Below are 17,027 nucleotides of genomic sequence, written 5' to 3'. Positions count from 1 at the left end.
TATGCCTTTAAGGCAGACATAGTCGTCCAGCCAGAGACAGTAAAGCATCGTCAGTTGGCCGATCGGCGGAATGCACGCTTTTCCAGCCGCCACCTGCGGCCTTTGCGATATTGGGTGACAAAGCGGCGATTTGATTGATGGAACGGTCCAAGCCCAAACGATCCATCTCGTCCGCCAATATTGTTGCCGCTCGAACCGAATAGAGCAGAATCACATGGCCCTGCCGGAGCGCCGCTTGCGCCTTTTCTCCCAAGGACAGAGCACGCGCTTGATAGACCCGGCAAAGGGTGATTTCTTGCCCCGATGGTGTCAATTTCACATGATCTTTGCCGGTCAGTCGCAAGATTCGCGAATATCGTCCGGCGGGCAGGGATTGCAGCAGCTCGTCCGCGCCGCCGCTGCCGGTTTCCGTGACATCAAAGCCGGCATCCCGGGCCGTGGCTGCGGTTGCTTCACCAACGGCCAACAGCGGCAATTGCTGATATTGGGAAAGGTTTGCACCGGCATATTGCACGCCATTGGCGCTCGTCACCATGATTGCATCGAAATCCGATGCGGGCGGCGCTGTCCAAGCCATGGGTTCAATTACAAATAACGGATCAACAATGGCATCAAGGCCCATATTTTGCGCGCGCTGGGCCGTTTCCTTGGCACCCTCAATCGGCCGCAAAATTAAGAGCGAAAGCGTCATCGACCAAATATGGCTTTCAATTCCGCGCTCGCCCGACCCAATAACTTCCGGGCAAGGCGCGCTGGAGCCTTCACGTCGCCACTGTCAAAATCAGAGGCACCACTGATACTCTCGCTGCCATCCGGTAACAATATTTCCGCTCGCAAGTTCACGCGCAGCCCATCCACCGTGGCCAGCGCCGCAACCGGACTATGGCAATCGGCGGTCAATTCTTTCAGAAATAATCGTTCGGCCGTCACGGCGCGGGATGTGCGAGTGCAGGATATTTCCTTCAACAGGCGGCGCACATGGTTCGCGTCGGTCCGCGCTTCTAGACCAACCGCACCCTGTGCAGGTGCCGGTAGCATGACATCCTCGGAAATCTCCTGTCCGACCTCGTTCATATCCAGACGATCGAGCCCGGCAGAAGCCAAAAGTGTAGCAGCATATTCACCATCTTCGATCTTTTTTAGCCGTGTTTGAACATTGCCGCGGATGAGGCGGATATCCAAATCGCTGCGCTGGCTTAGCAATTGTGCTCTCCGCCGCGGAGAGGCCGTGCCGACAATCGCGCCTTGCGGCAACGCCTCGACACTGTCCGCCCCGACCAAGCGATCGTGGATATCTGCTCGTTCCATCATCGCCGCGATTACGAACGTATCGGGCCGCAAAGTTTCGACATCTTTCATGCTGTGTACGGCGCAATCAATGTCACCTTCATCCAGAGCGCGATCCAATTCCTTGGTCCATAACGCCTTGCCGCCAACATCGGCGAGTGCACGATCCTGAATCTTGTCCCCCGTCGCCACCATCGGGACCAGCTCAACCTGTTCCGGTCGCCAGCCATGCGCTGATAGTAACGCCGTGGCAGCCATTTCCGCCTGCACCATCGCGAGTGGTGATTGGCGCGTACCCATTCGCAAAGGCCGGTCCACGCCCGCCAATAATTCCCGCTCGTTGTTGCCATTAGCTGTCATGGCCCTTGTCCTAATCCCACCATGGCTTAAGTAAAAGAGATATGAGTATAATTTTGGGCATTGAATCAAGCTGTGATGAAACAGCAGCGGCATTGGTCACGTCGGATCGGGAGATTTTGGCCCATAAACTGGCAGGTCAAGAAGAGGCCCACGCACCTTTTGGCGGAGTGGTGCCAGAAATCGCTGCCCGCGCCCATGCCGAGATCATAACCCCGCTTATTGAGGCAGCTTTGACCGAAGCTAAAATGACGCTGGATGACGTGGCTGCGGTTGCCGCAACGGCTGGTCCCGGTCTGATCGGCGGTGTGATGGTAGGGCTGGTCACCGGCAAAGCACTCGCAATGGCGGCGGACAAACCACTGGTCGCGGTCAATCATCTCGAAGGCCATGCGTTATCTCCGCGTCTCGCCAATCCGGATCTGGAATTTCCTTATCTGCTGTTGCTCGCGTCCGGCGGGCATTGCCAGATATTGCGGGTCGAAGGCGTTGGACAATATCGCCGCCTAGCGACAACAATTGATGATGCCGCCGGTGAGGCCTTTGACAAAACAGCGAAGATACTGGGCCTTGGCTATCCCGGTGGGCCAAAAGTGGAAGCGCTTGCCAAAACGGGCGATGCCGCTGCGGTTCCGCTGCCCCGGCCCCTCAAAGGATCGAAAGAGCCGCATTTCTCCTTTGCTGGTCTAAAAAGCGCTGTGGTCAGAGCCCATCAAAGCGGAGAACATAAGTCAGAAGATATTGCCGCTGCGTTCCAGCAAGCGACGGTCGATTGCCTGAAAGACCGGCTGGAAAAAGCTATACGAGATCATGGAACGGTTCCGCATCTGGTGGTTGCTGGCGGTGTCGCGGCCAACGGCCCCATTCGAGCGATGCTGGAACAATTGGCGGCGGATCATGACATGCAGTTTACCGCGCCGCCCCTATGGCTGTGCACGGACAATGCAGCGATGATCGCTTGGGCGGGGGCCGAGCGCTTTGCCGCTGGCTTGACCGATCCGCTGGACTTTGTCGCTCGCCCACGCTGGCCGTTGGACCCGACGGCCGAGAAAACCCGCGGTGCGGGAGTGAAAGCATGAGCGAAACCAAAGCCAAGATCGGTGTGATCGGAGCAGGCGCATGGGGCACAGCGTTAGCGCAGGTTCTGTCCGAGGGTCAGGACGAATTGCTGCTCGGGGCGCGCGAACCAGAGGTGGTTGCACAGATTAACGAGTACCACGAAAATCAGTCTTTTCTATCTGGTTATCCGCTCCGGCAAAATATTCGCGCAACTCAGGATATGGGTGCGCTCGCGCGGTGCGAAGCCTTGTTGATCGTGACGCCAGCCCAGCATCTGCGTGCCAGCCTGCAGGCTTTGCCGGATTGCGATGCCGCACTGATCCTGTGCAGCAAAGGCATTGAAGAATCGACACAGCAATTGATGAGCGAGATTGTTGAAGACATTCGGCCTGACAACCCGCTCGCGGTTCTTTCAGGGCCAACATTTGCCCATGAGGTTGCACAAGGACTTCCCACGGCGCTGACACTGGCCTGCGATACGGAAGAGTCCTGGAAGAAGCTCTACCCGCTCATCGCAAAATCTACATTTCGTCCATATTTTTCAGATGATATTGTCGGTGCGGAAATCGGCGGCGCGGTGAAAAATGTCCTCGCCATCGGTTGCGGCATTGTTGAGGGCGCGGGCTTGGGCCAAAATGCACGCGCCTCCATCATCAGCCGCGGTTTTGCCGAGATGCTTCGCTACGGTACGGCGCGCGGCGCAAGAGCGGAGACATTGTCCGGACTGTGCGGCTTAGGTGATCTGGTCCTGACCTGTTCATCGACCAGTTCGCGCAATTTTTCGTTGGGCAAGGGGCTGGGCGAAGGCCAGTCGGCACAAGCTCTTCTATCTGACCGCGCCACCGTTGCGGAGGGGGCTTCAACAGCACCCGTGTTGCAGCGGGATGCCAGAAGACGCGGTATTGATATGCCCATTGTCGACGCCGTTTGTGCATTACTGGCTGGGGAAACAGATTCCCAGTCTATAGTCGCACAGCTTATGGGACGGCCTTTGGTCGCTGAGCAGCGCTAGCGCAAAAGATGACAATCAGGATCGAGTGCGGTAAAGCCGAGCGTTCGATCTCAACCCCCGTTTTATGAACCCGTTCACCAGCCGGAGACTTTTTTTTGACCAGCCCGGAATCATCAGGTGCATCAACTGACCCGTTGCCCGAAAAGGCCGCGACGTCTGGTGATAACACCGCTTCCGGGACAAAGGATCAGGAGACTGACACAGAGGATCTTGCCGCGCTGGCCAAAGGTGGCCGCACCAATGTTTTCGGGTTTCTGCTGCGGTTAGCGGCCCGCCTCCCCTTTCTGTTCATCGCTGGCCGCATCTACGGCGCGGAAGCACTGGGCCGATTTGCTTATGCCATATTGATTGTCGAATTTGTCGCGCAGCTAGCGACACTCGGCTTGAAACGCGGGCTTGCCGAGCAGTTAAGCCGAACTGAAAGACCACATGTCCACGTCGTTTGGGACGGTCTGCTGGTCAGTCTTTTTGCCTCGATGCTGGGTGCCATATTGCTAATTTTGGTCCCACAAATCATGTTCCCGAACAGCGAAATAAACGGTCTCGACCGGTTTTTGCCCTTGGTGATTTTTGCTATTGCGGGATCGGATATTGCGCTGGCAGCGCTGGCCTATCGCTATGACATTGCCTCGACTGTCCGCGCCCGCGCCGTCGTCGAACCCTGGACCATCAGTATCGCGGCTTTCCTGTTTTCTTACTATTCACTGCGCGACGGATTGATAATATCCTATGTGGTATCAATGATCGCCGCATTAATCGCATCGCTATGGCCTTTGCTGAAAAGCTATGGCCTGCCATGGGGCTGGCGGCCCAAGCCAATAGCACTCGCCAAACTGGCCCGCCACAATATGCCGCTGGCTGCCGCTGATGCCGCCGAATGGGGGTCGCGGCGATTGGATCTCGCCATTCTTGGGCTATTTGCCTCCCCCGCCATTGTCGGCATCTATTATATCGCACAACAGGTCGCGAGCTTGCCGCAGAAACTCAAAACCAGCTTTGATCCCATATTGGGCCCTGTCATTACCCGTAACTTAGAGGCCGGTAATATGAAGGCCATTGCCAATCAGGTCAGCCAGGTTGGTTTCTGGATCATCGCGGCACAAGCCGGCATTGCGCTAGCCTTGGCCATCCCCGGTGAAGCCGTCATGGGGCTGGTTGGTCCCAATTTCGTCGGGGGCACGGGAGCGCTTGCCTTCCTTTTGGCTGCAGAGGCCGTGGCTGCCACGGCTGTGGTTAGTGAAGCGGCGCTGGTCTATATCGCCCGCCATCGCAACCTCCTGATTTCTCTCTCGATGCTGTTGTTGCAAGCCGCGCTCAGCGTCGCTTTCATTCAGATTTGCATGCGCATGGGATGGCCGCCGCTATTCCAGGCTGCTGCTGTGGCCGCCGCCCTCATGATCGCACTAGGCTATGCCTCGGTCGTCAAAGCCGTGTTCCTGTCGAAACTGCTCAAGGCACCGGTCAACGGCTGGCGCTGGTCGCTCATATTCGCCGTTATGGCCGGCACAGCCATCGGCTATCTCGCAACCTATTTACCCGAATGGGCCGAATTAATTGTTGGTATCCCAATGATATTGGGTAGCTATGCCTGGGTCATCTGGAAATGGGGCTTTGGGCCGGAAGACCGCAAGCTGTTCAAGATGAAAAACTGAGTCTTTTTAACCTAGCCGCTGTTTCACCAATTCCCGCAAATCTGTCTCCGGGCGAGCACCATAATGCGAGATTACCTCTGCCGCCGCGATGGCACCGATTGTCAGGCAATCTTCCAGAGACCGCTCCTCAATATATCCGCTGAGGAATCCAGCTGCGAATAGATCGCCGGCACCGGTGGTATCGATAATTTTTTCAACTGGCTCGGCGGCAACCGCATGCGTCTTCCCACCTTGCACCGCAATCGCGCCTTTTTCGCTACGCGTCACTACCAGCGTATCGACCTGAGCCGCAGTTTGTGCCACTGCCGCATCGAAATCTTCTGTTTCACAGAGCGATTTTATCTCCGCTTCATTGGCGAACAAAATGTCGATCATGCCGCCTTTTATCAGTCTGGCAAAGTCATCCCGATGGCGTTCAATGCAAAAACCGTCGGACAAGGTGAATGCCACTTTGCGGTCGTTTTTATGCGCGATATCAATCGCCAGAGCCATGGCCGCTTTAGGCTCTTCGGCATCCCACAAATAGCCTTCGAGATAGAGAATGGCCCCGCTGGCAATCAAATCGGCATCTACGGATGCAGGCGGCAGAAACTGGGAAGCACCCAAAAAAGTATTCATCGTACGCTGCGCATCAGGCGTCACCAGAATCAGGCAGCGTGCGGTTGGCGGCTCTTTACCCAGCGGCGGCACATCAAAATCAATCCCGGTAGCGCGAATATCATGGGTAAATACTTCGCCAAGCTGATCATCAGCAACCTGCGCGATCAGAGCACATTGACGGCCCAAAGTGGAAGCGCCTGCCAAAGTGTTGGAACCGGAACCGCCGCTAATCTCGCGCGCTACGCCCATATCACGATAAAGCTGCGTCGCCCGCTCTGCATCGATCAGCGTCATCGCCCCTTTGTTCAGTTGCTCTTCTTCCAGAAAAGCATCATCGGCCTGTGCGATAACATCAACAATCGCATTGCCGACGGCAACAATATCGTAACGGGATTCGGTGGTCATAAACATATCCTTATATGGGAGCGCATAAGCGCTGTCCGTTAGGGGTTAGGCGCAGCGGGTTCAAGCAGAATTGACCCGAAGCGCAATTTCATGACATGGGTTTGCGATGATTGATGCTCTTCTTCTTTCCATCGGCCAGCTATCGGACCGGCGGATATTATCTCTGCTTTTAAAAGTCTTTTTGATTTCCGTGGTGCTTCTCGCGGTTTTCGGGGTCGGTGCCTATTTTCTATTGTCTTGGTTATTCTCGCTGACGGCTTTGGAAAGCGGTGGCTTTGCAGCAGCGGCTGTGGCAGTCATCTTCACCGCACTAACCACCATCTTCCTGTTTCGCGTCATTGCGATATTCGTGCTCAATATATTTTCGGATGATATTGTCGATGCGGTCGAAGCGCTCCACTATCCGGCCCGGGCCGAGCTGGCCAAGCCGCCGGGCTACGCGCTTGGGCTAAAAATGGGATTGGCATCGGTTGGTCGGGCTATTGGCTATAACATATTGGCATCGCCTATCTATATAATGCTGCTGATCACCGGCATTGGCGCTCCAATTGCCTTTTTTGGGGTCAACGCGATCCTTATTGGCCGCGATTTGCAGGATATGGTGGCCGCACGCCATGTTGGCAATGTCGCGCAGATGGACGATAGTTGGCGGCTGAACAAGCTGACCCGTTTTGGGCTCGGACTGACCATAGCGCTGTTGCTCGCGGTCCCGTTTGTCAATTTCCTTGCACCCGTTTTGGGAGCCGCTATGGCTACCCATCTGGTTCATAAGACACGTGAAAACGGTCTGAAAGAGAGCAACTGATATGATCCGTAAGCTATTGATCTTAGCCACCTTGCCAGCGCTCGCTGCCTGCGTATCGTCGGGAGCGGTTACTGCGCCAGCACTGCCTACCGCTGCCGCATCGCCGCTTAGCAAGGTACAAGGGCTAGAACTGGTCATGGGTAAAACCGCCAATCAACTGAAACGCCTATTCGGAACGCCGCAAGCCGATGTCGCCGAACCGCCCGCACGGAAGCTGCAATTTTCCAGCGGCGCATGCATATTGGATGCTTATCTTTACCCCGAAAAAAGCGGTGGCGAAGGCCGGGTCACCCATATTGATACCCGCCGCAGCAATGGTGCGGCTGTCGATCGCGTGTCCTGCGTCAATGCCCTACGGGTCCGTTAAACACGGCTGATCGCCATTCCACGAGCACATCTTCATCCTGCTCTTTTGACAACCGCGCTGCTTTTTCCCGATCAAACCGAACGGGATCAAGCTGCGACAAGGCCCAGACTGCCGACCCCCGCACAACATTATCCTCATCATCCAGCAACGCGGTAACCGTCGGAACCAGAGACGCATCACCGCTATTGCCTGCCGCGATCAAGCTGTTGCGGACCATCCGGTTGCGGCCGGATCTTTTGATCGGCGATCCGGAGAATATCTTTCTGAAACTGGCATCATCCATAGCAAGCAAATCCGCCAGAGCGGGCGCCGCTAGTTCGGCTCTAGGAAGAAAAGCCTTATTGGCCGCCGCTGCTTCAGCAAATTTATTCCACGGACAAACCGCCAAGCAATCGTCACAACCATAGATATGATTGCCCATCGCTTCGCGATATTGCCGCGGGATCGGTCCCTTTGATTCAATCGTCAAATAGGAGATACAGGCCTTTGCATCCAAGCGATAAGGCTCCGGGAAGGCATTGGTCGGGCATATATCCTGACAAGCTGAACAGCTGCCGCAGCGATTTCCACCACCGGTCGATTGCTCCAATTCCAATGTCGTGTAGATAGCACCAAGGAACAACCAGCTGCCATGGTCGCGGCTGACCAGATTGGTATGCTTACCCTGCCAGCCCAGCCCTGCTGCCTCGGCCAGCGGCTTTTCCATCACAGGGGCGGTATCGACAAAAACCTTTACCTGCGTACCGTCAGGACAATCGGTGGATTCCAGCAATCCGCGCGCTGTGCGTTTCAGAGCGCGCTTCACGACATCATGATAATCCTTCCCCTGTGCATAGACCGATATCCGGCCGCGATCTTCCACATCGGCTAGGGCAAACGGATCTGTAGTCGGTGCATAGCTCATCCCCAACATGATCACGGAACGCACATCCGACCACAATGTCTGGGGGTCGGCCCGTTCATTGGCACGGCTTTCCATCCAGATCATGTCACCATGCTGTCCCTCCGCCAGCCAAGCCTTTAGACGTTCGGCGGTGATCGGGGCCAGATTCGCAGGCGCAACACCAAAGGCAGCGAAACCTTCTTCCTTTGCCCTTTTTTCAAGGCTTTTGGTTATTCTTAACTTGTCATCAGCCATAAGAGGCCACTATCAATCACAGCGTCTCATTAGGAAAGCCGTAAATGACTTCCAGCGCACAAGAACCTAGTTCCCCTAACGCCATTGAAGCCCATAACATTGTTAAACGGTTTGACGGTGACACAGCCGTCGACGGCATTGACCTGACGATTAAAAAGGGCAGTATTTTCGGTATATTGGGCCCCAATGGTGCCGGTAAAACCACAACATTGCGTATGCTGCTCGGCATAATCGACCCCGATGAAGGAGAACGGTTCTTGCTCGGTTCTCCCGATCCGATCAGCAAAGCCCATCAGGTCGGTTATCTCCCAGAGGAGCGCGGTCTCTATCAATCCATGAAAGCCTATGACGCGATTGCATTCATGGGCGCTCTGCGCGGATTGCCGCTGGCCGAAGGGCGCAAACGGGGCCGACAAATGATGGAAGATCACGGCCTCGGCGACGCAGCAGACAAGCAAATTCGCCAATTGTCCAAAGGCATGGCCCAGACCGTACAACTGCTCGGCACGATCGTTCATGATCCGGACCTGATCATCCTAGATGAACCCTTTTCCGGCCTTGATGCGCTGAATCAAGGCAAGCTGGAACGCCTGATCCGTGGGCAGGCCGACAAGGGCGTGACGGTGATTTTCTCGACCCATGTCATCGCCCATGCCGAACGGCTATGCGAAGAAATCGCGATCGTCGCCAATGGCAAAATTCCCTTTACTGGCAAAGTGTCGACCGCCCGCGACCGGCTGCGTCCGCAAGTCCATCTGGAGACCCGCAATCTTGAGGGGCCTTGGCGATCGGCCATTCCCGCCGATTGTCAGCCGCTTGGACATAACTGGCACTTTACCCTGCCGGAAAGCGGCGTCGAACCGCTGCTCCGGGCACTGATAGAGGGGGATGCCGGTATCCAATCGCTATCCATCGAACGCCCCGGTCTACATGATGCCTTTGTCCATATTGCGGGTGAAGCCGTGGCGAAGAAGATGGAAGAAGACCTCGCCGCAGATGCCGGATTGCAAGGAGAAGCGGCATGATCGAGACTATCCGCGCCGCTTTCGTCATCGCTCGCCGCGACTTTGCCGCGATCATCTTTTCCAAATCCTTTTTCTTTTTTCTGCTCGGCCCGCTTTTTCCGCTGATTATAGGAATTGCTGCTGGCGGGCTGGGCCAACAGGTCCGGCAAGATATTGATCGGCCGGTCATCGGTGTGGCACTGGAAGAAAGTCAGACAGCGAAACTGTTGGATGCGCGCACCGCCTTGGCCAAAAATCTTGGCAATGGCAGCTTCCCGGAATTGCTGGTGTTAACCGATGTAAGTCCGGCGGACCCTGATATAAAGGCCAAGCTCGACACGGCATCCAAACCCCTCACCGCAATTATTTCGGGCTCCCTGGAAGCCCCGGTGCTCACCGGATCCGAAGGCGATGTCAAACGATGGAGCGGTAAAGTCGCCCTGTTGTCGGAAACCGCTTTGTCCGGTTCCAATCCTGTCGCCGTGAAAACCGATTTCGTGGCCGCTACTGGCAGTTCCAAAAAGCGGACCCAAATTGCCACGGCGCAGGGCGGACAGATAATCTTGATCCTGCTCACCATGATCCTCGCAGGCATGGTCCTGTCCAATCTGGTGGAAGAAAAAACCAACAAGATTATTGAGATACTGGCCGCAGCCATTCCGATGGATGCCATATTCCTGGGCAAGCTGTTTGCGATGTTAGGCATGGCGCTGGTGGGGATTACGGTCTGGTCCACTTTAGGCTTTATCGGAGTCTCGGTCGTTAGCGCCGGCCTTCCCAATCTGGCCGCACCAGCTGTGGGCTGGCCGTTATTTTGCGTCCTGATGGTGCTCTATTTTTCGATGGCTTATTTGCTATTGGGCTCCTTGTTTCTGGGTATCGGAGCGATGGCAACAACCGTTCGCGAGGTGCAGACCCTATCCATGCCTGTCACGATGGGGCAGCTTTTGGTATTTTTCCTGGCAGCCTTTACCGTCACCAAATTGGGTGAGCCGGTAGAGTGGTTTGCTGTGGTTTTTCCATTCAGCTCTCCCTTCGCGATGATCGCACGGGCGGCGCAGATGGATGATATCTGGCAGCATGGCGTGGCTCTGATCTGGCAAGCCATGTTCACGCTGGTCATCATTCGCTTCAGTGTGATGTTGTTCCGCCGCAATGTAATGAAGTCGGGCAATAGTGCGCGTAAGAAAAGCCTGTTGAAACGATTGGGCGACTGGAAATCGGCCTGAAATTCTTCCATGATTCTATCAATTTGGCGAAAGGCCGTTGACATTGCTGTCAATAAAGGCAGACTAAACGGGTTTTGAAACGCAACCGATTGCCCAGGAAGGGCAACGGCAGGAGAGAATCATGGCCACCAGTCCCGTCCTAAACGCATCAACTCTTACCACATCCCCTACTGCCGCAGAGGCATTGGAAGCTTGGTATAAGGACAATCCGCCGGTCGCGGACACTAACCCCAATCCGCGCGATGTCAGCAAGGCAGATCTCTACAGCAAAGATTTATGGCGCGCCCCTTTTGCCGAGATGCGGGCCAACGCACCGATCAACAAAGTCGAAGATTCGGACTACGGCTCCTATTGGAATATCTGTGATCATAAAACGATCCAGCATGTTGAGGCCCTGCCCGAACTTTATTCGTCCGATGTCAATAATGGCGGCATAACCATTGCAGAAGAACGCGACGATTCGGATTTTCAATTGCCGATGTTCATTGCAATGGACCGCCCTAAACATACGGGCCAGCGTCGCACCGTAGCGCCGGCTTTCACGCCCACCGAGATGAAACGGATGGAAGAGGAAATTCGGCATAGGACTGCCGAGGTCCTCGACGGCTTGCCTTGGGACAAAGAATTTGACTGGGTCGACAAGGTCTCGATTGAGCTCACCACTGGCATGCTAGCGATTCTCTTTGGCTTTCCCTGGGAAGACCGCCGCCTGCTGACCTATTGGTCAGACTGGGCTGGCGATGTCGAACTCTCGCTAGCACCAGAGCTGGACGAGCAGCGTCGAGGAATTTTGTACGAAATGGGGGCTTATTTCCAGAATCTCTGGAACGAGCGGGTAAACGCTGAACCGACGCCTGATCTCATTTCCATGATGATCCATAGTGAAGCCATGAAAGATATGGATCAGCATGAGTTTATGGGCAATCTCGTGCTGCTGATTGTTGGTGGCAATGACACAACCCGCAATACCATGTCTGGTTTGGCTTACGGCCTCGATCAGTTTCCTGACCAGCGCCAGAAGCTGCAAGAAAACGAAGACTTGATCCCCAATGCGGTACAGGAAATCATCCGCTGGCAAACACCGCTCGCTCATATGCGGCGCACTGCGACAGATGATGCCGATCTGTTCGGGCACCAGATCAAAAAGGGCGACAAGTTGATCATGTGGTATATCTCGGCCAATCGCGACGAAAACGTGTTTCCTGATGCGGATAAGTTGATCGTTGACCGTGAAAATGCGCGGCGGCATCTGGCTTTTGGCTATGGCATTCACCGCTGCGTCGGCGCCCGGCTTGCCGAGCTGCAAATCCGAATCTTGCTTGAGGAAATGGCTAAACGCCGGATGCAGGTCAATCTGACCGGCGAAATGAAACGCGTCCATGCCTGTTTCGTCCACGGTTTCCGTAAAATGCAGGTTAAGCTGTCCAAATATTGATCGCTGGAAAGCGACGGGCCAAATATTGATAAGCCTTTGTTCAGCCGTCATATTGTAACTATCTTTGCAGAAGAACCGAATAGTAGGCGAACAGCAAAGAAAGACGGAACATGACAGGCCTTAGCAGACGCAAACTCATTGCCACCGGACTATTGGGTGCGGGTGCCTATGGCGTCGCAAGCTTTACCGGTATTTTCGGGAATAGCGCCAATGCTAAATCCGGCAAATTCAAGATTACCCGAACACCAGCCGAATGGAAAAAACGGCTCGGGCCCGCGCGCTATCGCATATTACGGCAGGAAGGCACCGAGCGCGCCTATTCTAGCCCGCTAGACAAAGAAAAACGCCAGGGTGTATTTGCCTGCGCAGGCTGTAACTTGGGCCTCTATTCCTCAAAAACCAAATTTGATAGCCGCACCGGCTGGCCCAGTTTCTGGGCACCGATAAAGGGCCGCGTCGGCACATCGACCGACTATAAAATCGGTTATCCACGCACTGAAGTCCATTGCAGCCGCTGTGGAGGGCATCTCGGACATATTTTCAGTGATGGGCCCAAGCCCACTGGAAAACGCCATTGTATCAATGGCCTGGCTCTGAAATTTATTCCGGCCTGATGAGCTCCAATATTGGCTAGCCGCCCTCTTCGGGTGCTTCCATCTGCTGCCAGAACTCCAGCTTGACGCCGTCACAATCGAGGATCCAGGCAAATTTTCCATAGCCCTCGTCGACCTGACCTAAAATTTCGAGGCCTTTCGCTTTGAGTTGCTCGACATAGGCATCCAGATCATCAACTCGCAGGTTGATCATAAAATTGGCTTTACTGGGTTCGAGATAGTCAGTGTCCGGGGAGAAGTGGCTGATCAGGCTATAAGGATCATCTCCCTTTTCGTCGGACCAACTCAGCATGGGACCATATTCGCCATCCAGTCCCAGATTATCCTTATACCATTGCCGCGTTGCCGCAGGATCTTTCACAATGTGAAATACGCCGCCTAGTCCGGTGATCTTCGCCATTTCCCTCTCCCTAATCTGGATTTTACTAGTCTATACAGGAAGCTATCTTATTTTACGTTCCGTTACGCAACTCTTTCGGCACCACTTTCCATATTGTTAGGGCACTGTCCCGTAAATGGACAGTCTGCAGCCAATTGGGCTGCCCTTTTTCCAGCAATTTGGCCGCAAGGCCATCTGGATGCTTGCTAGCATATAATTTAAGTTCGGACTCTTCTTGGCATATCGCAATATAGCGAATTTGCCGCGCTTCAATCAGATCAAGGGCCACTTCAGGTTTTGACGTGAGAATTCGTATTTGATCGGCCATGGCATCGTCATTGCGGTGATGGCTCGTCGCCAACACGCTATGCTGCGTCTGCACCAAAATCTCGGGACCGAAATCAAACGGGGCGATAATATTAGACTGCGGTAACGCATTTAGCCCTGCCAATGACTCAGAGGAATCGCAAGCCGGCTTGCCATCCGATGATACCAGCGGCTCGCTATCATTTTCAGCTTCACCGCGAACAGCATTGGCTAGTCCCAGAAAAAGCGGGCCCGGCAAGATCAGGAAAACCACCGCTACCGTTGCCAATATCCGGCTGACCGGGCGCTTGATTCCACGTGCCCCAAGAAAAGCACGATGAACAGCCCAACCAACAAGCGGCAAGGCATAAGCCGCAGCAACTGCGGCGGCGCGCTGTACCAACAAAGAGACCAGGAATGCCCAGAGCAACGCGTAGGCCAATAGAAACAGCTTGTTCTTATCAGCCGCATCAGGCCGGAGCCATTGGATGTAAATCAGACTGCCGATACCCACGATAATCGAGCCGCCAAATAGGGTGATAATTTCTCTCCATGGCTGCGCCCAGATCGGCATACCTTCACGGACGTTGACGAGCCAATAGTCCCGCACCAATGGATCCAACTGCCCGAAAGCACTGCCCATACATTGCGGTTCAAGGGCCGCGATCGTCACCAAAGCGAACGCGCCAGCGGTTATCAACCAAGCGCATCGTGCTATCACCGATTTTGGACCATAATATATGCCCGGCAGGATAATCGCTGCACCCGCCAGACAAGAAAAGATGTGGACCGGCGAGAGTGCATCACAATAATTTGCGAACATTTCCACTTGTCCGTGATTGACCAAATAGAGGACGATGGTACCGCCCAGAAATCCAGCCAGTGTCCAGAATAGCCTGACCCCTTCGTCCAGCGAAACAATCCAGCGAAATGCCAACAAGACAATGAACGCAACGGACAGGGGTAAACCTTCAAGAGATATTGACAGCCACAGGGCCAAAGAAAGGCCCATGATTTGGCCGGCTCTGCGCTTGTCTGGCCAGAACATCGTCCATAGCACCACCAGTGCGAGCACGATCTGCCAGCCATGATGATCGATCCGCATCGGCCGCAATTGCGCTATGACGGAAACAGCAGTCGCTGTCAGGGCTGCGGATAGCAAAGCAGTTTGGCGATCGAACAGCTGCTCGGTTATTTTCGCGACGAGCCACATAGCGATACCCAATGCGACCAAGGGTACCACGACCATAGCGGCTGTTTCGGCAGCCAACGGCCCAATGACAGGTTTCAAGATGAAGATGATCAGAGCCAAAGGCAGCTCAATCAGGCGCGGCCAATGCATAGGCTGGCTATCCGGCGCCCCAATACGATATTGCGTGGTATCAAACCAGCTTTGCCGCGCCAGCCAATCACGTATCTGTACCTGACGCAATTGGTCATCCGGGCCCCAACCGATGCCGGATGCTATCTGATCGAACGATACGATGATCAGTACTGCACAAACAGCGAACCAGATAGCCATGAAAGGAAGCTTGCCTCGCAAGCGGTCAATCGCGGTCATTGCGCGACTTCAGACTGTCCTTTGGCTTTTAGGTAAAGCCAGGGCACCCGCTCTGGATCAAATTGAGAGCGGTTATGCCGATCGAAATAGGGCGGCATATGATCACCAACCAACAATATATCGGCTTCCGGAAAATCGCTGGCGGTGATTTCTTTGACAAGCGCTTTGTCGATATCATCAAATATCGCGAACTGACGGCAAATCATCGGGAAGTCTTTAGCCAATTCTGGCGAGACTCTCGTGCAGTCGTCAGCATTCAAATTAAGCCCCGTCGGCACAGGTAGATGCGCATTGAGCGTCAGCCAATAGAGAAAGGTTGGCTGGCTTGCCTGTTTTAAATTTTCAGCAAGCAGCGTTGGTATCTGACGATCACAAGCACCGGCAAAAACGCCGCCGCACCATTCCGCACCCTTTTCCTGAAGATCGGACCAGAATTCCTGTTTTTGGAAACCGATATTCGGATACCATTCGTCCCGTTTGAAAAACTCACCTTTAAAGCTGTGCATCGCATGGGTTGCATAGCCTTTTTTCGCCAGCATGGCGGGCAGGCAGTTTAGCTTCGCGGCCTCCGCGGGATCGAGCAATTCATAATAGTCGCCCCACTGCCCACACATTTCGCGAAATTCACCTGATGTCGTGCTGTTATAGTAAAGACTGGTGCCTTGACTCACATCATAGCGCGCTTGAATGGCGCTATTCTCATAGTAGGCGAACAGCTTGTCGGCGATGACTTGATTGTCAACCGGCACGCCAAGTGATTCCACCATGATCAGGATGAGATGGCGCTTACCATCTGCGCGCGCGACCAATCCGGTCATTTCAACAGCTGATTCGAAATTAGCACCCACTGGCGCCTCGCGGAAATAGTGGCCCCGCATACTTTGCCCCATGGCAAAATCGGTTGCTGCCAAGCCAAAAATCAAACCCCCACCGAGCAAAATATACAGAGGCTTTGCAAAATTCGTGTCACGCTTAAGCACGAACCAGACTGTGATTAGTATGCCAACGATAACAACTGCCGCGGCGATATATTCCATGGAATTGGATGGCTTGATCTCGGCAAAAAACTGCATTGAATAGAGGAGCGAACTCATTCCAAGATTGAACAGGCCTGCTACAAATGAGAGAATCGAATAGGCAATGACGCCGGTAAAGGCCAGCCACTGGACGACACGCGGCATACGCTTCACGATCAAACCGACAAGACCAGCCAAAGCGATTTCGAAATAGCGTGGCGGCGCGCCCACGAACCACATAGCCATGAATGGAATATTGGCCAGCCCCAACCAGATCAATGCCCAGTTGAGAAACTTTTTGAAATCTGCGGACAAACCAGCCTGCGGAGCTTCCATCGTAATTGCAGTCACCGGAATACTCCAAATTTACGGGTCAGATAGACCGCAAAAAAGCTGACAAAAACCGCTGCACCTTTTGCGACAACCGGCAATACGCCCATTTCAGTGAGTCCACTCACGATACTTACGGTAATCCCTAAGCCCAGCACAGCGGTGGCGATAAAGCCGACCCGTTGCAGCTGCAGCGCGGCACCTTCTCTGGTTTTACCAGGGAAAACGAAGCTGGATGAGATCAACCAGTGTACAATTATGCCCGCGCTATATCCTGCGGCCGACGCCCAACCCGGGTCGGATGCGAATGCGACCAAAACCATGAACAGAGCGACATCAAAGGCAAGACTGACAATACTGGCCAGCAAATAGCGGGTGATGGAAAAGCGGTTCAGCAAAGCCAGCGGTCCGGGTAGATTGCCTACCCAGATCCCGACGGTAGACCGTCTATCCTGACCGCTCCGCTCCATC

The 17,027-nt window shown here is 54.4% G+C and carries 17 protein-coding genes; 9 read left to right on the top strand and 8 right to left on the bottom strand.

Annotated features, from left to right (window positions below; genetic code table 11):
* Nucleotides 1–7: 7 nt before the first annotated feature.
* Together ABJM21_RS15975 and hemC are read right to left on the bottom strand one after the other, a co-directional pair.
* Nucleotides 8–691 carry a uroporphyrinogen-III synthase gene (locus ABJM21_RS15975; protein ID WP_348301919.1) on the bottom strand — a complete coding sequence of 228 codons (684 nt, stop codon included), beginning with the start codon at nt 689–691 and terminating at the stop codon, nt 8–10.
* Entirely contained in the window at nt 688–1,647 is a 960-nt protein-coding gene (gene hemC, locus ABJM21_RS15970) for a hydroxymethylbilane synthase (RefSeq protein ID WP_348301918.1), read from the bottom strand. The genes ABJM21_RS15975 and hemC overlap by 4 nt, the downstream gene beginning before the upstream one ends.
* A 41-nt stretch (nt 1,648–1,688) precedes the next feature.
* Here hemC and tsaD point away from each other — a divergent pair, with 41 nt between their 5' ends.
* The 3 genes from tsaD to ABJM21_RS15955 all read left to right on the top strand — a co-directional run bounded on the left by tsaD (nt 1,689) and on the right by ABJM21_RS15955 (nt 5,367).
* A complete protein-coding gene (tsaD, locus tag ABJM21_RS15965; RefSeq protein WP_348301917.1) occupies nt 1,689–2,723 on the top strand; it encodes a tRNA (adenosine(37)-N6)-threonylcarbamoyltransferase complex transferase subunit TsaD in 1,035 nt (344 codons plus the stop codon).
* The gene (locus tag ABJM21_RS15960; RefSeq protein WP_348301916.1) at nt 2,720–3,715 is read left to right on the top strand and encodes an NAD(P)H-dependent glycerol-3-phosphate dehydrogenase; all 996 of its coding nucleotides are present in this window, start codon (nt 2,720–2,722) and stop codon (nt 3,713–3,715) included. The genes tsaD and ABJM21_RS15960 overlap by 4 nt, the downstream gene beginning before the upstream one ends.
* A 218-nt stretch (nt 3,716–3,933) precedes the next feature.
* Nucleotides 3,934–5,367: a lipopolysaccharide biosynthesis protein gene (locus tag ABJM21_RS15955; protein WP_348302078.1), complete on the top strand. Its 1,434-nt coding sequence runs from the start codon at nt 3,934–3,936 to the stop codon at nt 5,365–5,367.
* A gap of 6 nt (nt 5,368–5,373) precedes the next feature.
* Here the strand turns inward: ABJM21_RS15955 and ABJM21_RS15950 are convergent, their stop codons facing one another.
* Nucleotides 5,374–6,372 (bottom strand): adenosine kinase, encoded by a 999-nt coding sequence (locus ABJM21_RS15950; protein WP_348301915.1) that lies wholly within the window; start codon nt 6,370–6,372, stop codon nt 5,374–5,376.
* A 106-nt stretch (nt 6,373–6,478) separates the two neighbouring features.
* Between ABJM21_RS15950 and ABJM21_RS15945 the strand changes: the two genes are divergently transcribed.
* Entirely contained in the window at nt 6,479–7,177 is a 699-nt protein-coding gene (locus tag ABJM21_RS15945; protein ID WP_348301914.1) for an EI24 domain-containing protein, read from the top strand.
* Nucleotide 7,178: 1 nt separating this feature from the next.
* Nucleotides 7,179–7,544, top strand: coding sequence for a hypothetical protein (locus ABJM21_RS15940; RefSeq protein WP_348301913.1), 366 nt, complete (start codon nt 7,179–7,181; stop codon nt 7,542–7,544).
* Here ABJM21_RS15940 and queG read toward each other — a convergent pair.
* Nucleotides 7,522–8,682 (bottom strand): tRNA epoxyqueuosine(34) reductase QueG, encoded by a 1,161-nt coding sequence (gene queG / locus ABJM21_RS15935; RefSeq protein ID WP_348301912.1) that lies wholly within the window; start codon nt 8,680–8,682, stop codon nt 7,522–7,524. The genes ABJM21_RS15940 and queG overlap by 23 nt on opposite strands.
* A 44-nt stretch (nt 8,683–8,726) precedes the next feature.
* Here queG and ABJM21_RS15930 point away from each other — a divergent pair, with 44 nt between their 5' ends.
* The 4 genes from ABJM21_RS15930 (at nt 8,727) to msrB (ending at nt 12,964) form a co-directional block, all read left to right on the top strand.
* A complete protein-coding gene (locus tag ABJM21_RS15930; RefSeq protein WP_348301911.1) occupies nt 8,727–9,707 on the top strand; it encodes an ATP-binding cassette domain-containing protein in 981 nt (326 codons plus the stop codon).
* Entirely contained in the window at nt 9,704–10,915 is a 1,212-nt protein-coding gene (locus ABJM21_RS15925) for an ABC transporter permease (RefSeq protein WP_348301910.1), read from the top strand. The genes ABJM21_RS15930 and ABJM21_RS15925 overlap by 4 nt, the downstream gene beginning before the upstream one ends.
* Before the next feature lie 121 nt (nt 10,916–11,036).
* The gene (locus tag ABJM21_RS15920; RefSeq protein ID WP_348301909.1) at nt 11,037–12,350 is read left to right on the top strand and encodes a cytochrome P450; all 1,314 of its coding nucleotides are present in this window, start codon (nt 11,037–11,039) and stop codon (nt 12,348–12,350) included.
* A 110-nt stretch (nt 12,351–12,460) separates the two neighbouring features.
* Nucleotides 12,461–12,964 (top strand): peptide-methionine (R)-S-oxide reductase MsrB, encoded by a 504-nt coding sequence (gene msrB / locus ABJM21_RS15915; protein WP_348301908.1) that lies wholly within the window; start codon nt 12,461–12,463, stop codon nt 12,962–12,964.
* 16 nt (nt 12,965–12,980) lie between these two features.
* Here msrB and ABJM21_RS15910 read toward each other — a convergent pair whose 3' ends face one another.
* The 4 genes from ABJM21_RS15910 to ABJM21_RS15895 are packed head-to-tail and all read right to left on the bottom strand — an operon-like array spanning nt 12,981 to nt 17,026.
* Complete coding sequence (locus ABJM21_RS15910; protein WP_348301907.1) at nt 12,981–13,364, bottom strand: VOC family protein; 384 nt, start codon at nt 13,362–13,364, stop codon at nt 12,981–12,983.
* 52 nt (nt 13,365–13,416) lie between these two features.
* Entirely contained in the window at nt 13,417–15,210 is a 1,794-nt protein-coding gene (locus ABJM21_RS15905) for a hypothetical protein (RefSeq protein ID WP_348372725.1), read from the bottom strand.
* Nucleotides 15,207–16,577 (bottom strand): sulfatase-like hydrolase/transferase, encoded by a 1,371-nt coding sequence (locus ABJM21_RS15900; RefSeq protein WP_348301905.1) that lies wholly within the window; start codon nt 16,575–16,577, stop codon nt 15,207–15,209. The genes ABJM21_RS15905 and ABJM21_RS15900 overlap by 4 nt, the downstream gene beginning before the upstream one ends.
* Entirely contained in the window at nt 16,574–17,026 is a 453-nt protein-coding gene (locus ABJM21_RS15895) for a GtrA family protein (protein WP_348301904.1), read from the bottom strand. Before ABJM21_RS15895 ends, ABJM21_RS15900 begins: the two co-directional genes overlap by 4 nt.
* Between the last annotated feature and the right edge of the window lies 1 nt (nt 17,027).

The organism is Parasphingorhabdus sp. (genome assembly GCF_039977335.1).
GTDB lineage: Bacteria > Pseudomonadota > Alphaproteobacteria > Sphingomonadales > Sphingomonadaceae > Parasphingorhabdus.
This window is presented reverse-complemented; position numbering and strand designations above follow the sequence as displayed.

Excerpts from the sequence above, each read along its gene's own strand:
- ABJM21_RS15975 (WP_348301919.1), bottom strand. The coding sequence starts at position 691 with ATGACGCTTTCGCTCTTAATTTTGCGGCCGATTGAGGGTGCCAAGGAA.
- hemC (WP_348301918.1), bottom strand. The coding sequence starts at position 1,647 with ATGACAGCTAATGGCAACAACGAGCGGGAATTATTGGCGGGCGTGGAC.
- tsaD (WP_348301917.1), top strand. The coding sequence starts at position 1,689 with ATGAGTATAATTTTGGGCATTGAATCAAGCTGTGATGAAACAGCAGCG.
- ABJM21_RS15960 (WP_348301916.1), top strand. The coding sequence starts at position 2,720 with ATGAGCGAAACCAAAGCCAAGATCGGTGTGATCGGAGCAGGCGCATGG.
- ABJM21_RS15950 (WP_348301915.1), bottom strand. The coding sequence starts at position 6,372 with ATGACCACCGAATCCCGTTACGATATTGTTGCCGTCGGCAATGCGATT.
- ABJM21_RS15945 (WP_348301914.1), top strand. The coding sequence starts at position 6,479 with ATGATTGATGCTCTTCTTCTTTCCATCGGCCAGCTATCGGACCGGCGG.
- ABJM21_RS15940 (WP_348301913.1), top strand. The coding sequence starts at position 7,179 with ATGATCCGTAAGCTATTGATCTTAGCCACCTTGCCAGCGCTCGCTGCC.
- queG (WP_348301912.1), bottom strand. The coding sequence starts at position 8,682 with ATGGCTGATGACAAGTTAAGAATAACCAAAAGCCTTGAAAAAAGGGCA.
- ABJM21_RS15930 (WP_348301911.1), top strand. The coding sequence starts at position 8,727 with ATGACTTCCAGCGCACAAGAACCTAGTTCCCCTAACGCCATTGAAGCC.
- ABJM21_RS15925 (WP_348301910.1), top strand. The coding sequence starts at position 9,704 with ATGATCGAGACTATCCGCGCCGCTTTCGTCATCGCTCGCCGCGACTTT.
- ABJM21_RS15920 (WP_348301909.1), top strand. The coding sequence starts at position 11,037 with ATGGCCACCAGTCCCGTCCTAAACGCATCAACTCTTACCACATCCCCT.
- msrB (WP_348301908.1), top strand. The coding sequence starts at position 12,461 with ATGACAGGCCTTAGCAGACGCAAACTCATTGCCACCGGACTATTGGGT.
- ABJM21_RS15910 (WP_348301907.1), bottom strand. The coding sequence starts at position 13,364 with ATGGCGAAGATCACCGGACTAGGCGGCGTATTTCACATTGTGAAAGAT.
- ABJM21_RS15905 (WP_348372725.1), bottom strand. The coding sequence starts at position 15,210 with ATGACCGCGATTGACCGCTTGCGAGGCAAGCTTCCTTTCATGGCTATC.
- ABJM21_RS15895 (WP_348301904.1), bottom strand. The coding sequence starts at position 17,026 with ATGGAGCGGAGCGGTCAGGATAGACGGTCTACCGTCGGGATCTGGGTA.